This is a genomic window from Streptomyces sp. Rer75 (assembly GCF_013414305.1).
Classification (GTDB): Bacteria; Actinomycetota; Actinomycetes; order Streptomycetales; family Streptomycetaceae; genus Streptomyces; species Streptomyces himastatinicus.
The window spans coordinates 5,179,722-5,194,747 of the sequence record NZ_CP058693.1 but is presented as its reverse complement, the minus strand read 5'-3'; the positions used below and the strand labels follow the sequence as shown (position 1 = coordinate 5,194,747).

Below are 15,026 nucleotides of genomic sequence, written 5' to 3'. Positions count from 1 at the left end.
GGCGCGGGAGGACGGACAGTGGACTTCACCTTCACCGAGGAGCAACAGGCGGCCGTCGAGGCGGCGAAGGCCGTCTTCTCCTCCACCACACCGGACGGCGTGCCCAGCCCCGCCCTCACCCCCGGCGCCGTCGCCGACGACATCGACCGCGCGCTCTGGCGCAGACTCGCCGACGCCGATCTCCTCGGGCTGACCCTCGACCCGCGCCACGGCGGCTCCGGGCTCGACCCCCTCGCGCTGTGCCTGGTGCTGCGCGAGTCCGCGAAGGTGCTGGCCCGGGTGCCCCTGCTGGAGACCGCCGCGGCCGCCCTCGCCGTGCAGCGGTACGGCGCGCCCGAGCTGTGCGCCGCCGTGCTGCCCCGGGCCGCCCGCGGCGACCTCGTGCTCACCGTGGCCACCGCCGGACGCACCGGCCACGGCCCGGCCGAACTCGCCGTCCAGGCCCGCCGAACCGGCGGCGACTGGGTGCTGGACGGTGTGCAGACGGCCGTCCCCTGGGCCGCCGAGGCCGACCACCTGCTGATCCCGGCCCACACCGGCGCGGGACCGGCACTCCTCGCCCTTGTCCCCCGCGACCGGGCGGGCATCGGCCTGGACGACCAGGTGTCCACCAGCGGCGAGCGGCTGGCCGAGGTCCGGCTCGACGGCGTGCGGGCGGCCGCCCATGAGGTGCTGGACGCGGACGGCGCCTGGGACTGGCTGCGCGCGCTGCTCACCACCGGCACCTGTGCGCTGGCGCTGGGCGTCGGCACGGCGGTGCTCGACCTGACCAGCTCGTACACGTCCACGCGTGAGCAGTTCGGCCATCCGCTCGCCACGTTCCAGGCGGTCGCCGTCCAGACCGCCGACCGGTACATCGATCTGCGGGCCATGGAAGCCACGCTCTGGCAGGCCGCCTGGCGGCTCTCCCGGGACGAGAAGGACCCGGAGGCGACGGCGAACGGGGCGCTGCCGGTCGCCGGGGACGTGGCGGTCGCCAAGATGTGGGCAGCCGACGGCGTACGCCGGGTCGTCCAGACCGCCCAGCATCTGCACGGCGGCTTCGGCGCGGTCACCGACTATCCGCTGCACCGCTATCACGCCTGGGCCAAGCAGCTGGAGCTTTCCCTGGGGTCGGCCGCCGCCCACGAGGAGGAACTCGGCGAACTCCTCGCCGCCCATACCCTCCCGTGAAGCTAGAGCACGAAGGCGCCGTCGGCCGTGCCGTCGCGGCCGCCGACCATCGGGCGGCCCGCCGCCTCCCAGGCGAGCATCCCGCCGTCCACGTTCACCGCGTCCAGCCCCTGGGCGACCAGATACTGCGTCACCTGCGCGGACCGCCCGCCGACCCGGCACATCACATGCACCCGGTGCCCCTCGCCGACCGACTCGGTCAGCTCACCGAACCGGGCCACGACCTGGCCCATCGGAATGTGGAGGGCGCCCTCGACGTGCCCGGCCGCCCACTCGTCGTCCTCCCGGACGTCCAGCAGAAAGCCATCGGCCGGTACCGCCGCGGCCTCCACCTGGGGAAGCTGGGCAAAATGCATCACACACACCTCTCACATGACATCGGCAACCCGGCAAAACCTACTACTGCACCAGCTCCGCGAGCCGGGCCTCCTTCTCGGAGACCTGGGCGAGCAGCTGCTCGGCGATCTCGTCCAGCAGCCGGTCCGGATCCTCCGGCGCCATTTTGATCATCGCGCCGATCGCGCTCGACTCCAGCTCGGAGGCGACCTCGGCCAGCATCTCCTTGCGCTCGGCGAGCCACTCCAGCCGGGCGTACAGCTCCTCGCTGCGGCTCGCCCGCCGCTCGGGCGGCGGCGGACCGGCCTCCCACTCCTCGGCCAGCTTCCGCAGCGCCGCCTCGTCCCCGGCCGCGTACGCCGCGTTGACCCGCACGATGAACTCACCGCGCCGCTCCCGCTCGGCCTCCTCCTCGGCCAGGTCCGGATGGGCCTTGCGGGCCAGGTCGCGGTAGATCCGGCGGGCCTCCTCGCTCGGCCGCACCCGCGGCGGCGGCTGCACCGGCTGCTCGGTGAGCATCGCGGACGCCTCCGGCGACAGACCGTCCGAGTCGATCCAGCCGTGGAACAGCTCCTCCACGCCGGGCATCGGCTGCACCAGTCCGCGCGCCTCGCGGGCCCTTCTCTGATCCTCCGGATCGCCGGTGCGCGCCGCGACCGCCTCGGCGATCAGCGCGTCCAACTCGTCCAGGCGCGAGTACATCGGCCCGAGCCGCTGATGGTGCAGCCGGGAGAAGTTCTCCACCTCGACCCGGAAGGTCTCCACCGCGATCTCGAACTCGATCAGCGCCTGCTCGGCCGCCCGCACCGCCCGCTCAAGGCGTTCGGCGGCCCGCGCCTCTTCCTCGGCCCGCGCCTCCTCGGATCGCGCCTCCTCGGACGGTGCCTGCTCGGACTGGGCCTGCTCGGACTGGGCCTCGGCCGGTGCCTGAGATTCCTCCTGGGGCTCCGCCTCGGACACCGCCCGCTGTGCCTGCTGCTGCGCTTCCCGGTTCGTCACCCGCTCAGCCTACGTGGGGCGGCCCCCGGTGCCTGAGCCTCACACCCCCGGCTCGGCCGCTATCCGCCCGGCACGCACCGCGGCCAGCAGTTCCGCATGATCGGCCTCCGTGCGATCCGCGTACGCCACCGCGAAGTCGGCGATCGCCTCGTCCAGCTCCTCCCCCTTGCCGCAGTACCCGGCGAGCAGCCGCGGATCCGCACTGTGTGCATGCGCCCGCGCCAGCAGCGCGCCCGTCATCCGGCCGTAGTCGTCCATCTGGTCGGCGGCCAGTGCCGCCGGGTCGACGCTCCCCTTGCGGTTCCGGAACTGCCGTACCTGGTACGGCCGCCCGAGCACCGTCGTCCAGCCCAGAAGAATGTCGCTGACGACCTGCATCCGCTTCTGACCGAGCACCACCCGCCGCCCCTCGTGGACGACGTCGGGTATCTCGAATCCGGCCCGCCCCAGATGCGGCAGCAGCGCGGACGGCCGGGCCTCCTTCACCTGGAGCACCAGCGGCTCGCCCCGGTGATCGAGCAGCAGCACCACATACGAACGCGTCCCCACGCTGCCCGTGCCCACGACCCGGAACGCCACGTCGTGCACCTCGTACCGGGCGAGCAGCGGCAGCCGGTCCTCGGGCAGCGTCCCCAGATAGTCACCGAGCGCCGTCGCGACCGCCGCCGCCTCGGCGTCCGGCACCCGCCGCAGCACCGGCGGCGCGTCCACGAAGCGCCGGGCCACGGGCCGGCCGGAGGAGCCCCCGTCGCCCGGAACCGTCTCCGTGGCCTTGGCGGCGAAGCGCGCGCTCGTGTTCCGCCGGGCCTTCTCGGCGACCCGCTCCAGCGTGCCCGCCAGATCCCGGGCACCGGTGTGCGAGACCAGCTCCTCGTCCGCGATCGCGTTCCACGCGTCGGCGGCCGGCAGCTTGGCCAGCAGCCGCACCGTGCGCCGGTAGGCGCCCGCCGCGTCACGGGCCGCCGACCGGCAGGAGTCCTCGTCGGCACCGGCCTCCCGCCCGGCCAGCACCAGCGAGGCCGCGAGCCGCTTCACATCCCACTCCCACGGACCGTGGACGGTCTCGTCGAAGTCGTTCAGGTCGATGATCAAACCGCCGCGCGCGTCCCCGTAGAGGCCGAAGTTGGCAGCGTGCGCGTCACCGCAGAGCTGTGCGCCGACGCCGGTGACCGGGGTGCCCGCCAGGTCGTGCGCCATCAGCCCGGCCGAGCCGCGGAGGAAGGAGAACGGGGCCGCGATCATCCGCCCCACCCGTATCGGCGTCAGCTCCGGCAGCCGCCCGGCGTTCGACCGCTCGACCGCCGCCACCGCGTCCGGCCGCCCGGGACCGGGCGACGGCAGTGCGGCGTGCGCCGAGCGCGGCACCCGCTTCCGCAGCGCCTTCCCCTCCTGCTTGGGAGAGGGGCCCTCACCGCGCCAGGCGGCGAACCCCGGGACCTGGGGCAGCCGCCGGGCCGCCCCGCCCACACCCGCGCCGTCACCCATCACGTCCCCCCGCTTCGTTCTCGCACGTCACCGGCACGTCCGACGGCTACTCACCGTCGACCGACCAGCACCGTACCCCCGATCCCCCACGTCCCGTCAGGGCCTGTGGAAAACTCCGGCGAGCCCGGCGAACCGACCCGGCGAACCCGGCGAAGTCCCTGCTCAGGACCGGAACTGCTCGGGGCAGCCGCCGCCTTCGGGCAGGTACGTCTCCGCCCACCGCGCGAGTTCCTTCAGCGCGGGCTCCAGCGCCTTCCCCGCCTCCGTCAGCCGATAGGCCACCCGCAGCGGAGGCCCGGGGTCCACTTCCCGGAGCACCAGCCCCGCCGCCGACAGCTCGGTGAGCCGGTCCGACAGCATCCGCTCGCTGATCCCCGGGATGGCCCGTCGCAACTCCGCGAAGTACGCCCCCTGCTCGGTCAGAACGGCCACGATCAGCCCGGTCCATCGCTTCCCGAACAGCTCGAAGACCCGGGTCATCGAGCCGTCGACCCGCTTGCACACGTGCTCGTCGTGGACCTCGCGCCCGTCTCCGTCCGCCATGGAATACACGATACTGCGTTCTCGTTTGGTGCTAAAGAAAAGTAAGCTACTGTGCCGATTGCAGGTACGTAGAAAACACCCGCTCCTTAGTGGAGCGGCTTGTCCACGGAGGCACCCCCATGCCCACGCTTCTTCACCTCGACACGTCCGTCTTCCCCGGCGAGGCCTCCGCCTCCCGTGCGGTGACCGCCACCTTCCGGCAGGAGTGGGAGGCCCAGCATCCGAACGGCACGGTCATCTACCGCGACCTCGCCGCCGAGCCGCTGCCGCACCTGGACGGCCTCGCCGCCCAGGCCGGGTTCGTCCCCACCGAGAGCCACACCCCCGAGCAGCAGGCCGCCTTCGCGCTGCGCGACACCCTGGCCGGTGAGCTGGAGCGGGCCGACGTGGTCCTCATAGGCGCCCCGATGTACAACTTCACGATCCCCTCGACCCTCAAGGCGTGGCTGGACCACGTGATCATCATGGGTCGCACCTCCGGTGCCGAGGAGACCACCACCTCGGGCACCCCGGCGATCGTCGTCGCCAGCCGGGGCGGCGGCTACGGCCCGGGCACGCCGCGGGAGAGCTACGAGTTCGTCACGACCTATCTGGAGAAGGCACTCAAGGACGCGCTCAACCTCGACGTCGAGTTCGTCGTGCCGGAGCTCACCATGGCCCGCAGCAACCCGGCGATGGCCGACCTGGTCGAGCTGTCGGACGCCTCCAAGACGAAGGCCCACGAGGACGCCGCCTCGAAGGCCAAGGAGCTCGCCACCCGCTTCGCCGCCTGAGCCACGGCCGTCGCCTGATCCACAGCCGCCGCCTGACCCGCGGCCGCCGCGGACCGATCCGCGCCCCGTCACGGAACCGCGGGGCCGCCCCACCCGGGGAGGCCCCGCTTCCGTTTGTCCGGGACGCGGGTCGGCATGGCGCCGGGACGCGTGCCGCGACGAGCCGCGGGCAACTGATGTGGATCAAGCCGAACTGGCGGTGGATCAAGCCGAAGTCGAGCCGGACGCGAGCCGTGCACGAGCTAGGCACAAGTCGGACACAAGGGGAGCCGAAACCCGAACCGAGAGGGGGCCGGGATCACACCGGCCCGACGCCCCTGCGCGACCGTCCGCCCCCATACGCGAAGCGGGCCCCTCCGAGCGACTTTCGTCACTCCGGAGAGGCCCGCTCCGACTGGTGCGCGAGGGGGGAGTTGAACCCCCACGCCCTTTCGGGCACTGGAACCTGAATCCAGCGCGTCTGCCTATTCCGCCACCCGCGCATGGGTGCTGTCTTCCGTTCACCGCTTGGTTTTCCGGGCCTTTCGGCCCGGCGCCCCGCGGCGCCTTCCGACATCCAGAACACTAGCACGCTGGGCAGGGTGGATTCACACTCGTTGTCGACGCCCCCGCCCGGAGGGGCTCCGTCGCGGTTGCGGGACACTGTCCAGAGGGCACCTCTACGATCCTGTGAGAGGTGACACTGCTCCGCAGGGCCAGGAAGGGGAACCACCCGATTTCCCGACGCGTGGATACGATCAGTAAGCAGTACCAGGACGACACTGAGCACGACTGAGGAAGGAGGTGCCCCGTGGGAGTACTGAAGCGCTTCGAGCAGCGTCTCGAGGGTCTCGTGAACGGCACCTTCGCCAAGGTGTTCAAGTCGGAGGTCCAGCCCGTCGAGATCGCGGGCGCGCTCCAGCGTGAGTGCGACAACAACGCGACCATCTGGAACCGGGACCGGACCGTCGTCCCCAACGACTTCATCGTCGAGCTGAGCACCGGCGACTACGAGCGGCTCGCGCCGTACTCCGGGCAGCTCGGCGACGAGCTCTCCGGCATGGTCCGCGACTACGCCAAGCAGCAGCGGTACACCTTCATGGGGGGCGTCAAGGTCCACCTGGAGAAGGCCGACGACCTCGACACCGGCCTGTACCGGGTGCGCAGCCGGACGCTGGCCTCCAGCGAGTCCCAGAGCCCGGCCGCCCAGCAGGCTCCGGCCCGCGGCGGGGCACCGCAGCAGCGCCCCGGCGGCTACGGCCAGCCCGCGGGTGCGCCGCCCATGCCCAGCGCCCCTCCCGGCGCCCGCCCCGCGGCCCGGAGCGGAGGCGCGGGCGTCGGCCCGCAGCCGCAGGCACAGACCCGGCGCTGGATTGAGATCAATGGCACTCGCCACCAGATCTCCCGGCCCACCCTGGTTCTGGGCCGCAGCACCGACGCTGACGTGCGCATTGACGATCCCGGTGTCTCCCGCAGGCACTGCGAAATCCGGGTCGGAACACCGCCGACCATCCAGGATCTGGGGTCGACGAACGGCATCGTGGTGGACGGACAGCACACCACCCGCGCTACGCTCCGCGACGGCTCACGGATCGTCGTGGGCAGCACCACCATCGTTTACCGGCAAGCCGAAGGGTGAAGCGGGGGCAATGTCAGAGCTGACCCTCACGGTCATGCGGTTGGGTTTCCTCGCCGTACTGTGGCTGTTCGTCATCGTGGCCGTTCAGGTCATCCGTAGCGACCTGTTCGGGACTCGCGTGACCCAGCGCGGTTCGGCGCGCCGTGGCGCCCCCGACCGGCCGCAGCAGCAGCGGCAGCAACAGCAGGCCGCACCGCCCCAGCAGCGCCAGCAGCCCTCGGGCCGCGGCCGCCGTGGGGCCCCCACCAAGCTGGTGGTGTCCGAGGGCACGCTGACCGGCACCACGGTCGCGCTCCAGGGGCAGACCATCACTCTCGGTCGTGCGCACGATTCAACAATCGTGCTGGACGACGACTACGCCTCCAGCCGGCATGCCAGGATCTACCCGGACCGTGACGGCCAGTGGATCGTCGAGGACCTCGGCTCCACCAACGGCACCTATCTCGAGCGGAACCGACTCACCACACCGACACCGATTCCGCTGGGTGCACCGATCCGCATCGGCAAGACCGTCATCGAGCTGCGGAAGTAGTAGGACCATGACGACCGGAGGGTGGGCAGCGTGGTTGGCAAGGGGCTGTACCCGGAGCCGACGGGCGAGGTGCGCATGAGTCTGTCACTGCGTTTCGCCGCCGGGTCCCACAAGGGCATGATCCGGGAGGGCAACGAGGACTCCGGCTACGCCGGTCCCCGGCTGCTCGCCATCGCCGACGGCATGGGTGGCCAGGCCGCCGGCGAGGTCGCCAGCTCCGAGGTGATCTCCACCCTGGTCCAGCTCGACGACGACGTCCCCGGGTCGGACATCCTGACCTCCCTGGGCAGTGCCGTGCAGCGGGCCAACGACCAGCTGCGCGTCATGGTCGAGGAGGATCCCCAGCTGGAGGGCATGGGCACCACGCTCACCGCCCTGCTCTGGACCGGCCAGCGGCTCGGCCTCGTGCACGTCGGCGACTCGCGCGCGTATCTGCTGCGCGACGGCGTGCTCACCCAGATCACCCAGGACCACACCTGGGTGCAGCGGCTCGTCGACGAGGGCCGCATCACCGAGGAGGAGGCGGGCACCCACCCGCAGCGCTCCCTGCTGATGCGCGCGCTCGGCAGCGGCGACCACGTCGAGCCCGATCTGTCCATCCGTGAGGTCCGGGCCGGCGACCGCTATCTGATCTGCTCCGACGGCCTGTCCGGCGTCGTGAGCCACCAGACCCTCGAGGACACCCTCGCCAGCTACCAGGGACCGCACGAGACCGTGCAGGAGCTGATCCAGCTCGCGCTGCGCGGCGGCGGCCCCGACAACATCACCTGCATCGTCGCCGACGTCCTCGACGTGGACGGCGGCGACACCCTGGCCGGCCAGCTCAACGACACCCCGGTGATCGTGGGCGCGGTGGCCGAGAACCAGGTCCCCCTCGGGGACGGCGGCGCCGGCAACACCCCGGCGGGCCGCGCCGCCGAGCTGGGCCGGAACCGTCCCGTACCGCAGCAGAGCGACGCACCGGGCGGCTTCGGGCCACCCGGCAGCGGCGACCCCGGCCTCGGCGGGCCGCCCGTCGAGGGCAGCTACGGGGCCTACGCGGACGGCGACTACACCAAGAAGAGCGGCCGTAAGACCTGGGTCAAGCGGTCGCTGTTCATCGCACTGGGCCTCGCCGTGATCGGCGGCGGGCTCTACAGCGGCTATCAGTGGACACAGACGCAGTACTACGTGGGCTCCAACGGAGACCATGTCGCGATCTACCGGGGCATCAGTCAGGACCTCGCGTGGATCAAGCTCAACAAGGTCCATGAGGACCACCGCGAGATCGAACTCAAGTACCTCCCGACCGACCAGCGCAGCCGCGTGGAGGACACCATCGCGGTCAGCGGGCTCGGCCAGGCCGAGGACAAGACGAAGGATCTCGCCACTCTCGCCAGCGCCTGCAGAAAGGCTGACGCACAGCGCAAGGCCGAGGAGAGCCAGAAGGACCTCACCGGCGGCAAGGGGCAGGCCGGCGGCGGATCCGGAGGCAAGACAGGTAGCAGCGGCAGCACGCCGCAGCAGAGTCAGAGCGCGACGGGGTTGCGCGCTGCCAAGGCCACACCGACGCCGACGAACACGGCGTCGCCCTCTCCCACTCCGAAGCCGGGTCCCACCCTCTCGGAGCAGGAGAAGGAGCTGGTCCCGCAGTGCAGCAGCACCCAGCCGTGAAGCCGTTAGGGGCCGCCCACCCATGAGCAGTAGTACGACCAACACGACCACGATCAGTACGGCCGGTCCGCCGAGCCGCCGCAACACCGAGCTGGCCATGCTGGTGTTCGCGGTGATCATTCCGGTCTTCGCGTACGCCAACGCGGGCCTGGCGCTCAGCGACGAGCTGCCCTCGGGCATGCTCAGCTACGGCATCGGACTCGGCCTGCTCGCGGGCGTCGGCCACCTCGTGGTGCGCAAGTTCACCCCGTACGCCGATCCGCTGCTGCTGCCGATCGCCACGCTCCTCAACGGCCTCGGGCTCGTGATCATCTGGCGGCTGGACCAGTCGAGGCGGCTGGCCGTGCGAGCGGATGAGATCGGTCAGACCTACGCCCCCTCGGCGCCCAACCAGCTGATGTACTCGGCGATGGGCGTGGCCCTGTTCGTGGCCGTCCTGATCCTCCTCAAGGATCACCGGATCCTTCAGCGGTACACCTACATCTCCATGATCGCTGCGCTGATCCTGCTGATCCTGCCGATGTTCTTCCCGGCCCGGTTCGGCGCACGCATCTGGATCACCGTCGGCTCCTTCTCCATCCAGCCCGGCGAGTTCGCCAAGATCATCATCGCGGTCTTCTTCTCCGGCTACCTCATGGTGAAGCGGGACGCGCTCGCGCTGGCCAGCCGCCGCTTCATGGGGCTGTACCTGCCGCGCGGCCGTGACCTCGGTCCGATCCTGATCGTCTGGGCCATGAGCATCCTGATCCTGGTCTTCGAGACCGACCTCGGAAGCTCGCTGCTGTTCTTCGGCCTGTTCGTCGTCATGCTGTACGTGGCGACCGAGCGCACCAGCTGGATCGTCTTCGGCCTGCTGATGTCCGCGGTCGGCGCGGTCGGCGTCGCCTCGTTCGAGTCGCACGTCAAGGTCCGTGTGATGGCGTGGCTGCACCCGTTCGCCGTCTACGACACGCCCCGGCCCAGCTGGGCGACCACCGACCAGATCGCCCTCTCCCTGATGGCCTTCGGCTCCGGCGGCGTCTCCGGCACCGGCTGGGGCCAGGGCGCCTCCGACCTGATCGGCTTCGCGGCCAACTCCGACTTCATCCTCGCCACCGTCGGCGAGGAGCTGGGGCTGGCCGGCACCATGGCCTTCCTCCTGCTGTACGGCCTGATCGTGGAGCGCGGCATGCGCACCGCCCTGGCCGCCCGGGACCCCTTCGGCAAGCTGCTGGCGGCGGGCCTGTCCGCCGCGTTCGGCATCCAGGTCTTCGTCGTCGCGGGCGGTGTGATGGGCCTCATCCCACTGACCGGTATGACGATGCCGTTCGTGGCGTACGGCGGTTCGTCGGTGCTCGCCAACTGGGCGCTGGTCGCGCTCCTCATCAAGATCAGCGACACCGCCCGGCGGCCGGCGCCCGCGCCTGCCCCGTCCACTGACGCCGAGATGACTCAGGTGGTCCGACCGTGAACAAGCCCCTGCGCCGAATCGCGATCTTCTGTGGCCTCCTGGTCCTCGCCCTGCTGGTGCGGGACAACTGGATCCAGTACGTCCAGGCGGAAGGCCTCAAGACCCACAAGCAGAACCGCCGCGTCGCGATCGCCCAGTACAGCCAGCCGCGCGGCAACATCATCGTCGACGGCCGCCCGATCACCGGGTCGAAGGAGACCGACGGGGTCGACTTCAAGTACAAGCGCACGTACAAGAACGGTCCGATGTGGGCACCGGTCACCGGGTACGCCTCCCAGGCGTACGGCTCCACCCAGATCGAGAACCTCGAGGACGGCATCCTCACCGGCAACGACGACCGGCTGTTCTTCAACCGGACGGTCGACATGTTCACCGGCAAGAAGCCGAAGGGCGGTGACGTCATCACCACCCTGAACACCAAGGCCCAGGAGGCCGCTTACAAGGGCCTCGGCAAGAACAAGGGCGCCGTCGCCGCGCTCGACCCGCGCACCGGCAAGGTCCTCGCCCTCGTCTCCACCCCGAGCTACGACCCGTCGAAGTTCGCGGGCAGCTCGAAGAGCGACGCGGAGGCCTGGAAGGCGATGCAGGGTGAGGTCGACGAGGACAACCCGACGCTGAACCGGGCGCTGCGGCAGACCTACCCGCCCGGCTCCACGTTCAAGGTCGTCACCGCCGCGGCGGCGCTGGAGAACGGCAAGTACACGGACATCGACGGCGCGACCGACTCGCCGCTGCCGTGGCGGCTGCCGCTGTCCACCCAGCCCCTGCGCAACGAGGGCAACATCCCCTGCGAGAACGCCACCCTGCGGCAGGCCCTGCGCTACTCCTGCAACACCGTCTTCGGCAAGCTCGGTGACGACCTGGGCAAGGACAAGATGCTGGAGGAGGCGAAGAAGTTCGGCTTCAACGACGAGGTCTTCATGCCCGTCCGCGCCGCCGAGAGCGTCTACCCCGAGAAGATGGACCGGCCGGGCAACGCCCTGTCGTCGATCGGTCAGTTCGACACCCGCGCCACCCCGCTCCAGATGGCCATGGTCGCCGCCGGGATCGCCAACGACGGCAAGCTGATGAAGCCGTACATGATCGACTCGCTGCGCGCCCCCAACCTGAACACGGTCGACCAGACCAGCCCGGAGCAGATGAGCCAGCCGCTCAGCTCGGAGAACGCGGGCAAGCTCCAGGACATGATGGAGACCGTGGTCAAGGAGGGCACCGGCACCAACGCCCAGATCCCGGGCGCCACGGTCGGCGGCAAGACCGGTACCGCGCAGCACGGCGTCGACAACAGCGAGAACCCGTACGCGTGGTTCATCTCGTACGCCAAGACCGACGAGGGTTCCCCGGTCGCGGTCGCCGTCGTGGTGGAGAGTTCCGACACCCTCCGCGACGACATCGCGGGCGGCAAGCTGGCGGCGCCGATCGCCAAGGATGTGATGAAGGCGGTACTCGACAGCGAGCGCGACAAGTGACGCCGGTCACGCCCTGATACCAATCCCGCACGTCGTCGTACCGGTCCGGTATCAAGTATCGGCCGAGGCCGGGTCCCGTAAGGCGTGCCGGGTACCGTATGCGCGAGCAGCACTTCGCCGGCCCCCCACACAGGGTGCAGCCGGGAATGACGGAAGAGGGCTGGAGTAGCTATGGAAGAGCCGCGTCGCCTCGGCGGCCGGTACGAGCTGGGCTCGGTGCTCGGCCGCGGTGGGATGGCGGAGGTCTACCTCGCGCACGACACCCGCCTCGGCCGTACTGTCGCCGTGAAGACGCTCCGGGTGGACCTCGCCCGCGACCCGTCCTTCCAGGCCCGGTTCCGCCGAGAGGCCCAGTCGGCAGCCTCGCTCAACCACCCCGCGATCGTCGCGGTCTACGACACCGGCGAGGACTACGTCGACGGTGTCTCTATCCCGTACATCGTGATGGAGTACGTCGACGGCTCCACTCTGCGTGAGCTGCTCCACTCCGGGAGAAAGCTGCTCCCCGAGCGCTCGATGGAGATGACGGTCGGGATCCTCCAGGCCCTGGAGTACTCGCACCGGAACAACATCGTCCACCGGGACATCAAGCCGGCGAACGTGATGCTCACGCGCAGCGGCCAGGTCAAGGTGATGGACTTCGGCATCGCCCGGGCCATGGGCGATGCCGGTATGACCATGACGCAGACGGCGGCCGTCATCGGCACCGCGCAGTACCTCTCCCCCGAGCAGGCCAAGGGCGAGACCGTCGACGCGCGCAGCGACCTGTACTCCACCGGCTGTCTGCTGTACGAGCTGCTGACGGTGCGGCCGCCGTTCGTCGGGGACTCCCCGGTGGCCGTGGCCTACCAGCACGTGCGGGAAGAGCCGCAGCCGCCGAGTACGTACGACCCCGAGATCACCCCGGAGATGGACGCGATCGTCCTGCGGGCCCTGGTCAAGGACCCCGACTACCGCTACCAGTCGGCCGACGAGATGCGCGCCGACATCGAGGCGGCGCTCGAGGGCCAGCCGGTCGCCGCGACCGCCGCGCTGGGCGCGGTCGGCTACGGCTCGGACGACCAGCCCACGACGATGCTGCGGCCGCAGGACTCCGGTCCGGCGACCTCGATGCTGCCCCCGATGCGGGACGACGACGGCGGCTTCGGCTACGACGAGCGGCCGGAGCGCCGCCGGGGCGGCCCGGAGAAGAAGAGCAACCTCTCGACGATCCTGCTGGTGGTCGCCGGCGTCCTGGTGCTGGTCGGCGCGATCTTCATCGGGAAGTCGATCTTCAAGGGCGGCAAGAACGACGACATGGTCCCGGTGCCGTCGCTGGCCGGAAAGTCGCTCAAGGAAGCCACCGCCCAGGGGAAGAACGGCGACTTCGATGTCAAGCAGGTCGGCTCCAAGTTCTGCGAGCAGGCGAAGAACACCGTCTGTGAGCAGAACCCGGAGAGCGGCGAGATCAAGCGGTACGGCACCGTCGAGCTGACCATGTCGAAGGGCAAGAAGCCGGCGGAGAAGATCGAGGTCCCCGACGTCCTCAACGTCCAGTTCACGTCGGCGAAGGCGTCGCTGGAGGCCAAGGGCTTCGACGTCCAGAAGGAGACCGAGGAGTCCGACCAGACCCCGGGCAAGGTCACCCGCCAGAGCCTGGACGTCGGCAAGAAGGTCCCGCGGGGCACCTCGATCACCCTGACCGTCGCCACGCCGCAGCAGCAGGTCCCCGTCCCCGACGTGACCACCAAGCAGCTCGCGGAGGCCGAGGCCACCCTCAAGGCGCAGGGCTTCAAGGTCGAGTCGACGGAGCAGGACAGCGCCGACGCCCAGGCCGGCACGGTCATCAGCCAGGACCCGGCGGGCGGCGGTACGGCCGCGCCCGGTTCCGTCATCAACCTGACCGTCGCCAAGGCCCCGGACCAGCAGGAGCAGGTCCCGGTGCCCAACCTGGGCGGCCAGAAGCTCAAGGACGCCAAGAAGGCCCTCCAGGACCTCGGGCTCAACGTGGGCAACATCCAGGGCCCGCAGGACGACAACGCGACCGTGGTCGCCAGCAACCCCGGCGCCGGCACCCAGGTGCCCAAGGGCCAGTCGGTGAACCTGGTCACGGTCAAGGGCAACGGCGGCGGAGGCGACGACGACGGAGGCTTCTTCGGGGGCCTCGGCTAGCGCGCCGTCCGCACGGCACCACCGCACGGGGAAGCCCCCGGCGCCCGGGAGAGGGCGCCGGGGGCTTCCCCGTGGTGCGGAGGGATGTACGTCAGCGCAGCTCCTTGGGGAGCGTGCGGTCCGCGTCGACCTTCTCGGTGCGCTCCAGCTCGCCCCAGACGATGTAGCGGTGCCGCGAGGTGTAGACCGGGGTGCAGGTCGAGAGGGTGATGTAGCGGCCCGCCTTCTTCTTGCCCGACTCCTTCGGGACCGGCTTCAGCACGTCCACGTTGAACTTCGAGGTCTCGGGCAGCGTCGCGTAGACCTTGTAGACGTACCAGGTGTCCCGGGTCTCGAAGACCACCGCGTCACCGGCGTTGATCTTGTCGATGCCGTGGAACTTGGCACCGTGCCCGTCCCGGTGGGCGGCCAGCGAGAAGTTGCCGGACTTCGCCCAGGGCATCGCGGACTTGATCGGCTCCGTGTAGTACCCGGCGACACCGTTGTTGAGGACCTTGGCCGAGGTGCCCTTCTTGACCAGCACCTCGCCGTCGCCCATGGCCGGGACGTGGAGGAAACCGATGCCGTCCTTGGTGTCGAGCCTGCCCGGCCCCCGGTCGGCCCAGTGCTTGCGCACCTGGTCGCCCTGCTTCTTCGCCTCGCGGTCGGCGAGGACGTTCGTCCACCACAGCGAGTAGGCCACGAAGAGGGCCAGGATCAGCCCCGCGGTGATCAGCAGCTCGCCCAGCACCCCGATGGCCGCCGCGATCCGTCCGCGGCCTGAGCGGCGGGTCGGCGTGGCGGGCGGGGCGGGGTCCCGGCCCTGCCGCTGGTCGTGGTCGGTCCGTGCCACCGCGTCGTACCC

13 protein-coding genes and 1 tRNA gene are annotated in these 15,026 nt (G+C 70.6%); 8 read left to right on the top strand and 6 right to left on the bottom strand.

The features are described 5' to 3' along the window. Window positions 1-18 precede the first annotated feature (18 nt). Window positions 19-1,173, top strand: a complete 1,155-nt coding sequence (locus tag HYQ63_RS22060) for an acyl-CoA dehydrogenase family protein (protein WP_179935512.1) — start codon at window positions 19-21, stop codon at window positions 1,171-1,173. A 2-nt stretch (window positions 1,174-1,175) separates the two neighbouring features. Here the strand turns inward: HYQ63_RS22060 and HYQ63_RS22055 are convergent, their stop codons facing one another. The 4 genes from HYQ63_RS22055 to HYQ63_RS22040 all read right to left on the bottom strand — a co-directional run bounded on the left by HYQ63_RS22055 (window position 1,176) and on the right by HYQ63_RS22040 (window position 4,536). Then, complete coding sequence (locus HYQ63_RS22055) at window positions 1,176-1,529, bottom strand: rhodanese-like domain-containing protein (RefSeq protein WP_179935511.1); 354 nt, start codon at window positions 1,527-1,529, stop codon at window positions 1,176-1,178. A 43-nt stretch (window positions 1,530-1,572) separates the two neighbouring features. After that, window positions 1,573-2,508: a hypothetical protein gene (locus tag HYQ63_RS22050; protein ID WP_179935510.1), complete on the bottom strand. Its 936-nt coding sequence runs from the start codon at window positions 2,506-2,508 to the stop codon at window positions 1,573-1,575. Window positions 2,509-2,547: 39 nt separating this feature from the next. Next, on the bottom strand, window positions 2,548-3,993 hold the full coding sequence (locus HYQ63_RS22045) for a DUF2252 domain-containing protein (RefSeq protein ID WP_179935509.1): 1,446 nt from the start codon (window positions 3,991-3,993) through the stop codon (window positions 2,548-2,550). A 162-nt stretch (window positions 3,994-4,155) separates the two neighbouring features. Further along, entirely contained in the window at window positions 4,156-4,536 is a 381-nt protein-coding gene (locus HYQ63_RS22040) for a helix-turn-helix domain-containing protein (protein WP_179935508.1), read from the bottom strand. Between the two features lie 119 nt (window positions 4,537-4,655). Here HYQ63_RS22040 and HYQ63_RS22035 point away from each other — a divergent pair, with 119 nt between their 5' ends. Next, the gene (locus HYQ63_RS22035) at window positions 4,656-5,309 is read left to right on the top strand and encodes an FMN-dependent NADH-azoreductase (RefSeq protein WP_179935507.1); all 654 of its coding nucleotides are present in this window, start codon (window positions 4,656-4,658) and stop codon (window positions 5,307-5,309) included. A 395-nt stretch (window positions 5,310-5,704) separates the two neighbouring features. Here HYQ63_RS22035 and HYQ63_RS22030 read toward each other — a convergent pair. Further along, window positions 5,705-5,791, bottom strand: a tRNA-Leu gene (locus HYQ63_RS22030). A 308-nt stretch (window positions 5,792-6,099) separates the two neighbouring features. Here HYQ63_RS22030 and HYQ63_RS22025 point away from each other — a divergent pair. The 6 genes from HYQ63_RS22025 to pknB all read left to right on the top strand — a co-directional run bounded on the left by HYQ63_RS22025 (window position 6,100) and on the right by pknB (window position 14,182). Further along, window positions 6,100-6,927 carry a DUF3662 and FHA domain-containing protein gene (locus HYQ63_RS22025; protein WP_179935506.1) on the top strand — a complete coding sequence of 276 codons (828 nt, stop codon included), beginning with the start codon at window positions 6,100-6,102 and terminating at the stop codon, window positions 6,925-6,927. Window positions 6,928-6,937: 10 nt separating this feature from the next. Then, the gene (locus tag HYQ63_RS22020; RefSeq protein WP_179935505.1) at window positions 6,938-7,459 is read left to right on the top strand and encodes an FHA domain-containing protein; all 522 of its coding nucleotides are present in this window, start codon (window positions 6,938-6,940) and stop codon (window positions 7,457-7,459) included. Window positions 7,460-7,534: 75 nt separating this feature from the next. Next, the gene (locus HYQ63_RS22015) at window positions 7,535-9,112 is read left to right on the top strand and encodes a PP2C family serine/threonine-protein phosphatase (protein ID WP_179940365.1); all 1,578 of its coding nucleotides are present in this window, start codon (window positions 7,535-7,537) and stop codon (window positions 9,110-9,112) included. A 22-nt stretch (window positions 9,113-9,134) separates the two neighbouring features. After that, window positions 9,135-10,562 carry an FtsW/RodA/SpoVE family cell cycle protein gene (locus tag HYQ63_RS22010; RefSeq protein ID WP_179935504.1) on the top strand — a complete coding sequence of 476 codons (1,428 nt, stop codon included), beginning with the start codon at window positions 9,135-9,137 and terminating at the stop codon, window positions 10,560-10,562. Then, a complete protein-coding gene (locus tag HYQ63_RS22005) occupies window positions 10,559-12,031 on the top strand; it encodes a penicillin-binding protein 2 (RefSeq protein ID WP_179935503.1) in 1,473 nt (490 codons plus the stop codon). The genes HYQ63_RS22010 and HYQ63_RS22005 overlap by 4 nt, the downstream gene beginning before the upstream one ends. A gap of 171 nt (window positions 12,032-12,202) precedes the next feature. Further along, on the top strand, window positions 12,203-14,182 hold the full coding sequence (gene pknB / locus HYQ63_RS22000) for a Stk1 family PASTA domain-containing Ser/Thr kinase (RefSeq protein ID WP_179935502.1): 1,980 nt from the start codon (window positions 12,203-12,205) through the stop codon (window positions 14,180-14,182). Window positions 14,183-14,273: 91 nt separating this feature from the next. Here pknB and HYQ63_RS21995 read toward each other — a convergent pair whose 3' ends face one another. Beyond that, window positions 14,274-15,014 (bottom strand): class E sortase, encoded by a 741-nt coding sequence (locus HYQ63_RS21995; protein WP_179935501.1) that lies wholly within the window; start codon window positions 15,012-15,014, stop codon window positions 14,274-14,276. Between the last annotated feature and the right edge of the window lie 12 nt (window positions 15,015-15,026).

Excerpts from the sequence above, each read along its gene's own strand:
- pknB (WP_179935502.1), top strand. The coding sequence starts at position 12,203 with ATGGAAGAGCCGCGTCGCCTCGGCGGCCGGTACGAGCTGGGCTCGGTG.
- HYQ63_RS22055 (WP_179935511.1), bottom strand. The coding sequence starts at position 1,529 with ATGCATTTTGCCCAGCTTCCCCAGGTGGAGGCCGCGGCGGTACCGGCC.
- HYQ63_RS22040 (WP_179935508.1), bottom strand. The coding sequence starts at position 4,536 with ATGGCGGACGGAGACGGGCGCGAGGTCCACGACGAGCACGTGTGCAAG.
- HYQ63_RS22010 (WP_179935504.1), top strand. The coding sequence starts at position 9,135 with ATGAGCAGTAGTACGACCAACACGACCACGATCAGTACGGCCGGTCCG.
- HYQ63_RS22020 (WP_179935505.1), top strand. The coding sequence starts at position 6,938 with ATGTCAGAGCTGACCCTCACGGTCATGCGGTTGGGTTTCCTCGCCGTA.
- HYQ63_RS22045 (WP_179935509.1), bottom strand. The coding sequence starts at position 3,993 with ATGGGTGACGGCGCGGGTGTGGGCGGGGCGGCCCGGCGGCTGCCCCAG.
- HYQ63_RS22035 (WP_179935507.1), top strand. The coding sequence starts at position 4,656 with ATGCCCACGCTTCTTCACCTCGACACGTCCGTCTTCCCCGGCGAGGCC.
- HYQ63_RS22015 (WP_179940365.1), top strand. The coding sequence starts at position 7,535 with ATGAGTCTGTCACTGCGTTTCGCCGCCGGGTCCCACAAGGGCATGATC.